At 52.1% G+C, this 8583-nt stretch carries 7 protein-coding genes and 2 pseudogenes; 6 read left to right on the top strand and 3 right to left on the bottom strand.

Annotation, left to right across the window (positions count from 1 at the left end):
* Positions 1–9: 9 nt before the first annotated feature.
* Positions 10–342 (top strand): YegP family protein, encoded by a 333-nt coding sequence (locus OGY33_RS09910; RefSeq protein WP_048224506.1) that lies wholly within the window; start codon positions 10–12, stop codon positions 340–342.
* Between the two features lie 159 nt (positions 343–501).
* Positions 502–1863, top strand: coding sequence for a prephenate-dependent tRNA uridine(34) hydroxylase TrhP (gene trhP / locus OGY33_RS09915; RefSeq protein ID WP_191238312.1), 1362 nt, complete (start codon positions 502–504; stop codon positions 1861–1863).
* 270 nt (positions 1864–2133) lie between these two features.
* Here trhP and OGY33_RS09920 read toward each other — a convergent pair whose 3' ends face one another.
* From OGY33_RS09920 to OGY33_RS09930, 3 genes and pseudogenes are all read right to left on the bottom strand, one after another.
* The gene (locus OGY33_RS09920) at positions 2134–2355 is read right to left on the bottom strand and encodes a DNA-binding transcriptional regulator (RefSeq protein ID WP_016153611.1); all 222 of its coding nucleotides are present in this window, start codon (positions 2353–2355) and stop codon (positions 2134–2136) included.
* A 75-nt stretch (positions 2356–2430) separates the two neighbouring features.
* Entirely contained in the window at positions 2431–3600 is a 1170-nt protein-coding gene (locus tag OGY33_RS09925) for a phage late control D family protein (protein WP_191238311.1), read from the bottom strand.
* Positions 3597–3761 (bottom strand): annotated as a pseudogene (locus OGY33_RS09930) (phage tail protein); the annotation flags it as partial. The pseudogene OGY33_RS09930 and the gene OGY33_RS09925, both read right to left, overlap by 4 nt.
* Here OGY33_RS09930 and OGY33_RS09935 point away from each other — a divergent pair.
* From OGY33_RS09935 to OGY33_RS09950, 4 genes and pseudogenes are all read left to right on the top strand, one after another.
* Positions 3759–5363, top strand: a pseudogene (locus tag OGY33_RS09935) (terminase large subunit domain-containing protein); the annotation flags it as partial. The pseudogenes OGY33_RS09930 and OGY33_RS09935 sit on opposite strands and share 3 nt — an antisense overlap.
* Before the next feature lies 1 nt (position 5364).
* On the top strand, positions 5365–6381 hold the full coding sequence (locus tag OGY33_RS09940) for a phage portal protein (RefSeq protein WP_191238310.1): 1017 nt from the start codon (positions 5365–5367) through the stop codon (positions 6379–6381).
* A 403-nt stretch (positions 6382–6784) separates the two neighbouring features.
* Positions 6785–7357 (top strand): hypothetical protein, encoded by a 573-nt coding sequence (locus OGY33_RS09945; RefSeq protein WP_191238309.1) that lies wholly within the window; start codon positions 6785–6787, stop codon positions 7355–7357.
* 60 nt (positions 7358–7417) lie between these two features.
* Positions 7418–8565 (top strand): IS3 family transposase gene (locus tag OGY33_RS09950; RefSeq protein ID WP_191238548.1). Its coding sequence is split into 2 segments (ribosomal slippage): positions 7418–7655 and positions 7655–8565, totalling 1149 coding nucleotides; the frame shifts between segments, so codons are not numbered across the junction.
* Positions 8566–8583: the final 18 nt, after the last annotated feature.

The raw sequence follows: 8583 nt of genomic DNA on the forward strand, positions 1-8583 counted from the left end.
GGAGTTCATATGGCTGGTTGGTTTGAATTAAGTAAGAGTAGCGATGATCAGTACCGCTTTGTTCTTAAAGCTGGGAACGGGGAAATAATCCTTACCAGTGAGCTTTACACTACAAAAGGTGCTGCAGAAAAAGGGATCGCATCTGTCCAGGCTAACAGCCCTCTGGATGAGCGTTATGAGAAAAAAACAGCGTCTAATGGCAAATTACATTTCAACCTGAAAGCTGCAAACCACCAGATTATTGGTAGCAGTCAACTGTATGCGAATGAACAGTCACGCGAGACCGGTATTGCTTCAGTTAAGACCAATGGTGTCAGTCAGACGATAAAAGATAAGACCTGATAATTACCCGCCCAGCCGGGTAACACAACGCTGTCGCCCGGCGTTTTTCTTTACCTGACTTCCTCGCAGCGCTACAATGCCCGCCCTTAATATGGGGGCACTCCCCTAACCGCCTCATTGAGTGAGGCGAGTCTGACCTGTCATCAGAACGAGATAATTATGTTTAAACCGGAACTCCTTTCCCCGGCGGGAACGCTGAAAAATATGCGTTACGCTTTCGCCTATGGCGCAGACGCAGTATATGCGGGCCAACCGCGTTACTCACTGCGCGTACGCAACAACGAATTCAACCACGAAAACCTGCAGCTCGGCATTAATGAAGCCCATGAACTGGGTAAAAAATTCTATGTGGTGGTTAACATTGCCCCACACAATGCCAAGCTGAAGACCTTCATTCGTGATCTGAAACCGGTGGTGGAAATGGGACCGGATGCACTGATCATGTCAGACCCTGGTCTGATTATGCTGGTGCGCGAAAACTTCCCTGACATGGACATTCACCTTTCAGTACAGGCTAACGCCGTAAACTGGGCGACGGTGAAATTCTGGAAGCAGATGGGGCTGACCCGCGTGATCCTCTCCCGCGAGCTGTCGCTGGAAGAAATCGAAGAGATCCGCACCCAGGTGCCGGATATGGAGCTTGAGATCTTCGTTCACGGCGCGCTGTGTATGGCCTACTCCGGCCGTTGCCTGCTTTCTGGCTATATCAACAAGCGTGACCCTAACCAGGGTACCTGCACCAATGCCTGCCGCTGGGAATACAACGTGCAGGAAGGCAAAGAAGACGTGGTGGGCAATATCGTGCATAAGTACGAGCCTATCCCGGCACAAAACGTCGAACCCACGCTGGGTATTGGCGCGCCGACAGACAAAGTCTTTATGATTGAAGAAGCCCAGCGTCCGGGTGAGTATATGACCGCGTTCGAAGACGAACATGGCACTTACATCATGAACTCAAAGGATTTGCGTGCCATTGCCCACGTTGAACGCCTGACGCAGATGGGCGTGCATTCCCTGAAGATCGAAGGCCGCACCAAGTCATACTATTACTGTGCACGTACCGCGCAGGTCTATCGTAAAGCCATTGATGATGCCGCAGCCGGTAAACCGTTCGACCCGCAACTGCTCGAAACGCTGGAAGGTCTGGCGCATCGTGGTTACACCGAAGGGTTCCTGCGCCGCCATACGCATGACGACTATCAGAACTACGAATACGGCTTCTCTGTTTCCGAGCGTCAGCAGTTTGTGGGCGAGTTTACCGGCGAACGTAAAGGTGAACTGGCAGCCGTACTGGTGAAAAACAAATTCACCGTCGGCGACAGCCTGGAGCTGATGACCCCACAAGGCAACATCAACTTTACCCTCGAGCAGATGGAAAACGCGAAAGGCGAAGCCATGCCGGTTGCGCCGGGCGATGGTTACACCGTGTGGATGCCAGTACCAGAGGATATCGATCTGAATTATGCATTGTTGATGCGTAATTTTACCGGTGAGTCCACGCGCAACCCGCATGCTAAGTAGTTAATTACGGTTATTTTTCAGCGTTCGGAAGATTCTTAGAAATCGATCACATACCGTTTCGTTCATTAAGGGTATTATCCCCTCCGCTGAAAAACATAACCCATAAATGCTAGCTGTACCAGGAACCACCTCCTTAGCCTGCGTAATCTCCCTTACGCAGGCTTATTTTTTTTCCTGTAATCTACTGAAATAAATGGATTTATTTCTTACAATGTCCACACATTGACCACATCGATAAAAAACCCCGCATTTGCGGGGTTTCCTTTTGGCTCACAGCCAGGGCATTTGATGCTGACCGGTTATCGTCGGGTGCGGTGGAGCCGGTACGACTTCCCCTGGCGAAACGATGAAACGCTCAACGGTTTCAGTCGTGACAAAAGTACAACTGCAGTTGATGTTTGTGCACTGATGATACCGCTCTTTTGTGGTGTCAGAAAAATAGCGACTCGTGCGGGCGTGAGCGGCGTAATGGCATTTTGGGCAGTGAAACATGATGAGCACCTCTGAGCATTTTCAATACAGTGATATTACTCACTTTAATCTTATAAAACAAATACATATATCAAACTACCGTGCTATTTCTTCGCTCTCATACTCCACATCAGAAACCTTAACCTCAAGCTCTAAGCCCGTCGTGAAGCCACTCCCGTTAAGGCTGTGCACCACACGGCTGATTATCCACGCCTGTTCGTCTATCACACGCTTAAAGCCTTTCACGGCCACCGGCGTTTCAGGAAATAAATCAGCCCGGCCAGTGGCAAGCGTAATCGAAAACTCCGCCACGCCTCGCTGTATCCTGTCCCACTTTGCCTGAGCCGCGCGCATGGCCTGCGCCTTTGTGGCATAGATGGTCGTGAGCTCAAGAACGTTGTCAGACTCTCCGGCCATGTACTCACCTTCCCGCGCTTCCTGCTCTTTTTTCTTCTTAGCCTTTGCCGATGTTTTAGCGGCTTTCGGGTGCTGCAGCGCGCGCAGGTGCTGCTCTTTGGGTTTACGTTTGAGCTTCACCTTTTGCTTTTGTGGTTTCGGGTCTTTGGTATGTAGCCATTTCGCCGTCACGCCGGTGTAAGCCTCCCGGTCTGCAATGGCGAACTGATGGCGGTCGCCGTCGCCACGCTCGACGGTCATTTGGGGGATCGGCTTACCACTGGCCGTCATCGCACTACCGGCTTTCAGAAATAATAACTTCCCGGCTTTCACCGACACGGATGCACCGTTACGCTCAGCAAACCGGGACAAAAACGCCGCGTCGGATTCCTGTGTCTGGTCGATATGGGGAATGGCGATAGCTTTCAGAGGCTCAGCAACACTGGCCGTCAGCTTATTACGCTGCGCGATGGTCTCCACAATCACCCCGAGCGTGGTGTCATGCCATGACTGCTCGCGCCGCGAGTTCAGCGACCCGCGAAAATCCGCGCTACGTCCCCGGATGGTCAGCGTATCAGGCGCACCCCGGTGCTCGATTTCATCAACCGTGAAACTCCCCTTGTTGACCAGTGCGGAGCCCTGCCAGCCCAGCCACAGTGTCAGTGATGCCCCGCGCGGTGGCAGTTCGACCAGCCCGTCAGTATCATCGAGCGCAATATCGAGCTGGTCAGCCTCAAATCCGCGATTGTCGGTCATGGTCAGGCCGATGAGCCGGTCGCTGAAATTCTGCGTGATATCCGCCCCGTCCAGCGTGAGCATATACGCAGGGGCAACACGCGCCCCGGCCTGAATATTCATTCCCGTTATCATCCTGCCAGCCCTCCCGCCCATTCACCGGCAGACGTGACCAGATTATCCGCCTGCGTTTTCAGGTCGCCATACATGGCCGCAAGCGACTCGTCGACGCGTTTCAGGGACAGAGTGAACTCGATTTTTCTCGCTGCGCCGTCGCTGAAAAGCTCGGTGTGGTTAACCGCGTGGAATCCACTCTCGAAGCGCGCCTGATTCAGCTTTATGCAAAACCTGACCTCACGCCGCATGACTTCAAGGTCGCTGACTTTCTGTCACGTCAGATGGAACGGCTCGCGCGCGTCAGCCGCTACGGCCAGACCGGAAACGAGGCAGATTTAAATCCCAACATTGCCAGCCGCAACAAAGGCGATCGCCGCAAGCCAAAACGTAACTTTTTCAGCGATGTGGCTATCGAAAAACTCGAAGAGATTTTCTTCAGTCAGTCATTCGAATATCAGCGCCACTGGCACAAAGCCGGTATCGAGCACCGTATTCGCCACATCCTCAAATCGCGCCAGATTGGCGCCACGTTTTACTTTGCCCGCGAGTCATTGCTGCGCGCTCTGAAAACCGGGCAAAACCAGATATTTTTGTCGGCCAGTAAGACGCAGGCTTACGTGTTCCGAAAGTACATCATCGCCTTTGCGCGTATGGTCGAGGTCGACCTGTCAGGCGACCCGATTGTCATCGGCAACAACGGCGCAGAGCTGATTTTTCTCGGGACCAATTCCAACACAGCGCAGAGTCATAATGGCGACCTGTATGTCGATGAAATCTTCTGGATCCCCAACTTTCAGAGACTTCGTAAAGTCGCCTCGGGGATGGCGTCGCAGTCCCACCTGCGCACCACCTACTTTTCAACGCCCTCGACGCTGGCACATGGCGCATATCCGTTCTGGTCAGGTGAGCTGTTTAACCGGGGACGCAGCAGCGCCGCCGAGCGTGTCGACATCGATATCAGTCATAAGGCGCTGGCCGAGGGCGTGCTGTGCCCGGATGGCCAGTGGCGGCAGATTGTCACCATCGAGGACGCGCTCGCCGGGGGATGCACGCTGTTTAATCTGGATCAGCTGAAACAGGAAAACAGCGCCGATGATTTCCGCAATCTCTTCATGTGTGAGTTTGTCGACGACAAGGCATAGGTATTCCCGTTCGAGGAGTTGCAGCGCTGCATGGTCGATGCGATGGAAGAATGGGAAGACTTCGAGCCGTTTTCTGACCGTCCGTTTAACTGGCGTCCGGTGTGGATTGGCTATGACCCGTCGCACACCGGCGACAGTGCAGGCTGCGCGGTACTGGCTCCGCCACTGGTTGCCGGTGGCAAGTTCCGCATCCTTGAGCGTCACCAGTGGAAAGGCATGGATTTTGCGACACAGGCCGAGGCCATCCGCGAGCTGACCGAAAAATACTGCGTCGAGTATATCGGCATCGATGCGACCGGCATCGGCCAGGGTGTTTACCAGCTCGTGCGCTCATTCTTTCCGGCGGCGCGCGCCATTCGCTACACGCCGGAAATGAAAACTGCGATGGTGCTGAAAGCGAAAGACACCATCAGACGCGGGTGTCTGGAATACGACGCAGGGGCAACTGACATCACACAGTCATTTATGGCTATCCGTAAAACCATGACCAGCAGCGGGCGCAGCTCCACCTATGAGGCCAGCCGCAGCGAAGAGGCCAGCCACGCGGATATCGCATGGGCCACCATGCACGCCCTGTTAAACGAGCCACTTTCCGCTGGTAGCGGCATGCATTCAACGTCAATTCTGGATATTAACTGACATGAAAGAACATCAGAAGAAACCCGCCACAACTACCGCCAGCGCACCGCAAAAAATGGAGGCGTTCACCTTTGGTGAGCCCTCCGCTGTTCTGGATCGCCGCGATATCCTCGATTATGTCGAGTGCATCAACAACGGGAAGTGGTACGAGCCGCCGGTCAACTTCTCAGGTCTGGCAAAAAGCCTGCGCGCCGCCGTGCATCACAGCTCACCGATTTACGTGAAACGAAATATTCTGACGAGCACCTATATCCCGCACCCGCTCCTGTCGCGTCAGGATTTCAGCCGCCTCGTGCTGGATTATCTGGTCTTTGCCAACGGCTATCTTGAGAAGCGCATGAGCGTTACCGGCCTGCTTTTAAAACTGGAAACATCACCGGCAAAATACACCCGCCGGGGTGTCGAGGAAGGCGTTTACTGGTACATATCGAGCTTTAACAACCCTCACCCGTTCGCGCCCGGCTCGGTATTTCACCTGCTGGAGCCTGACATCAATCAGGAGCTGTACGGCATGCCGGAATACCTGAGCGCACTCAATTCCGCATGGCTGAATGAATCCGCCACCCTGTTTCGTCGCAAGTATTACCAGAATGGCGCGCACGCAGGTTACATCATGTACGTCACCGACGCGGCACAGAGCAGCACCGACGTCGAGTCGCTGCGTTCTGCAATGCGTGATTCAAAGGGACTCGGGAATTTTAAAAACCTGTTTTTCTACGCGCCCAACGGGAAACCGGATGGCATCAAGATTGTGCCGCTAAGTGAGGTAGCCACGAAAGATGACTTTTTCAATATTAAAAAGGTGAGCGCCGCTGACCTGCTCGATGCGCACCGTGTACCGTTCCAGCTCATGGGCGGCAAGCCGGAAAATATTGGCTCAATGGGTGATGTTGAGAAGGTGGCGCGGGTGTTTGTGCGTAACGAACTGACCCCGCTGCAGGAGCGCTTTAAAGAGATTAACGACTGGCTCGGGATGGAGGTGATCCGCTTTAAAGATTACAGTCTTGAATCAGAATAACCCTGCAAAAATCGCCGCCTCCGGGCGGCCTCATCCCTGACAGCCTCAGCCCCACCACACGCAATCCAATCTCATCGCGAAACCATCGCAGACTTGCAACATGACAGCGCCGTCACGACGCGCACAGACGCATTAAATTAAATGCTGTCACCGCCTCTGGCGCGCAGTGCTATCCCCGCCTCGCCTGCCCGCTTAATAGGTCGGTTTTAATGCAGTTGCATTAACCGCCAACCCTGCATGGCACCAGCCAGAGTGGGCAAGCCCATGACAATCAAAGTTTTAAGATTGCTAATGCATATTAACGCCTATTAATGCATTTAAAGACTTATTAATATAACGGGACAACCACACCTCATGCTAGGTGAATAAAGTCATTAAATGATACTCGGGAGAGAAGGACAAAATGTCGCAACCGTATGATTTAACACAGCTTGACTCAAACTCTTTTGAACATCTAGTCAATTTTTTAGCTTTGAAGGTTTTAGGGAATGGGGTAACGGGTTTCGCATCCGGCGCCGATGGTGGTAAAGATGGCTTTCTTAGTGGCAGAGCCCCATATCCAACATCAGTGGATAATTGGGAAGGTATTTGGTACATACAATCAAAATTTCACAAGCCACATTTAACCGCTGATAGCCAAAAATGGTTAATTGGGCAAGTAAAAAAAGAAATTGAGCAGTTTAAATTGAGTTCAAAGCGGTCCATCCCAGACAACTGGATAATAGCGACGAATATAGAACCTTCAGGAGCACCTAGAACTGGGTGTTATGATCAAATTATTGAAATAGCTCATAAGCATTTCCCTGATATGAAAGTTGATATTTGGGGTGGTAGAAAAATATTAGATTACTTGACTGAGAATCCATCGGTCGCAATTGAATATGGCCATTTTTTAACTCCAGGCCATATTATTAGTGAGTTATACAAAAAACTACAATCACCTAACAATCAAATCAAAGATTTGATAGAACATTGAATCGCCACGGGTTTAACAGACACCTCGGAGTCATTTAAGATGACTTAAAGAGAGGTGCCCATGAGCGGTAAACGTTATCCCGAAGAGTTTAAAATTGAAGCAGTCAAACAGGTTATTGATCGCGGTCATTCTGTTTCCAGCGTTGCAACACGTCTCGATATCACCACCCACAGCCTTTACGCCTGGATAAAGAAGTACGGTCCGGACTCATCCACTAATAAAGAACAGTCAGATGCTCAGGCCGAGATCCGCCGACTCCAGAAGGAGTTGAAGCGGGTTACTGACGAACGGGACATATTAAAAAAAGCCGCGGCGTACTTCGCAAAGCTGTCCGACTGAGGTACGCCTTTATTCGTGACAACTCCCGTTGCTGGCCTGTTCGTCTGCTCTGCAGGGTGCTGGATGTTCATCCCAGTGGCTTTTACGCCTGGTTTAAGCAACCGTATTCTCAGCGCCACCAGGTAGATCTGAGACTGACGGGACAGATCAAACAGTTCTGGCTGGAGTCCGGTTGCGTTTATGGTTATCGCAAGATCCATCTGGACTTGCGGGATAGCGGTCAACAGTGCGGAGTGAACAGAGTCTGGCGACTGATGAATCGTGCCGGGATAAAGGCTCAGGTCGGGTACCGGAGCCCGTGGGCACGCAAAGGCGAGGCCAGTATCGTATCGCCCAACAGGCTCCAGCGACAGTTCAATCCGGATGCTCCGGATAAGCGTTGGGTAACGGACATAACCTACATCAGGACCCACGAAGGCTGGCTGTATCTTGCTGTGGTTGTTGATCTGTTCTCACGCAAAATTATCGGCTGGTCAATGCAATCCCGGATGACAAAGGACATTGTCCTGAACGCACTGCTGATGGCTGTATGGCGGCGTAATCCCCAAAAACAGGTGCTGGTTCATTCGGACCAGGGCAGTCAGTACACAAGCCATGAGTGGCAGTCGTTCCTGAAATCACACGGCCTGGAGGGGAGCATGAGCCGTCGCGGTAACTGTCACGATAATGCGGTTGCAGAAAGCTTTTTCCAGTTGCTGAAACGCGAACGGATAAAGAAAAAGATCTACGGAACGCGGGAAGAAGCCCGCAGCGATATTTTTGATTACATCGAAATGTTTTATAACAGTAAGCGTCGGCATGGTTCGAGCAATCAGATGTCACCGACAGAATATGAAAACCAGTATTATCAACGGCTCGGAAGTGTCTAGATTATCCGTGGCGATTCA

The organism is Citrobacter sp. Cpo032, assembly GCF_030332975.1.
Taxonomy (GTDB): Bacteria; Pseudomonadota; Gammaproteobacteria; order Enterobacterales; family Enterobacteriaceae; genus Citrobacter; species Citrobacter portucalensis.

Excerpts from the sequence above, each read along its gene's own strand:
- OGY33_RS09910 (WP_048224506.1), top strand. The coding sequence starts at position 10 with ATGGCTGGTTGGTTTGAATTAAGTAAGAGTAGCGATGATCAGTACCGC.
- OGY33_RS09920 (WP_016153611.1), bottom strand. The coding sequence starts at position 2,355 with ATGTTTCACTGCCCAAAATGCCATTACGCCGCTCACGCCCGCACGAGT.
- OGY33_RS09940 (WP_191238310.1), top strand. The coding sequence starts at position 5,365 with ATGAAAGAACATCAGAAGAAACCCGCCACAACTACCGCCAGCGCACCG.
- trhP (WP_191238312.1), top strand. The coding sequence starts at position 502 with ATGTTTAAACCGGAACTCCTTTCCCCGGCGGGAACGCTGAAAAATATG.
- OGY33_RS09925 (WP_191238311.1), bottom strand. The coding sequence starts at position 3,600 with ATGATAACGGGAATGAATATTCAGGCCGGGGCGCGTGTTGCCCCTGCG.
- OGY33_RS09945 (WP_191238309.1), top strand. The coding sequence starts at position 6,785 with ATGTCGCAACCGTATGATTTAACACAGCTTGACTCAAACTCTTTTGAA.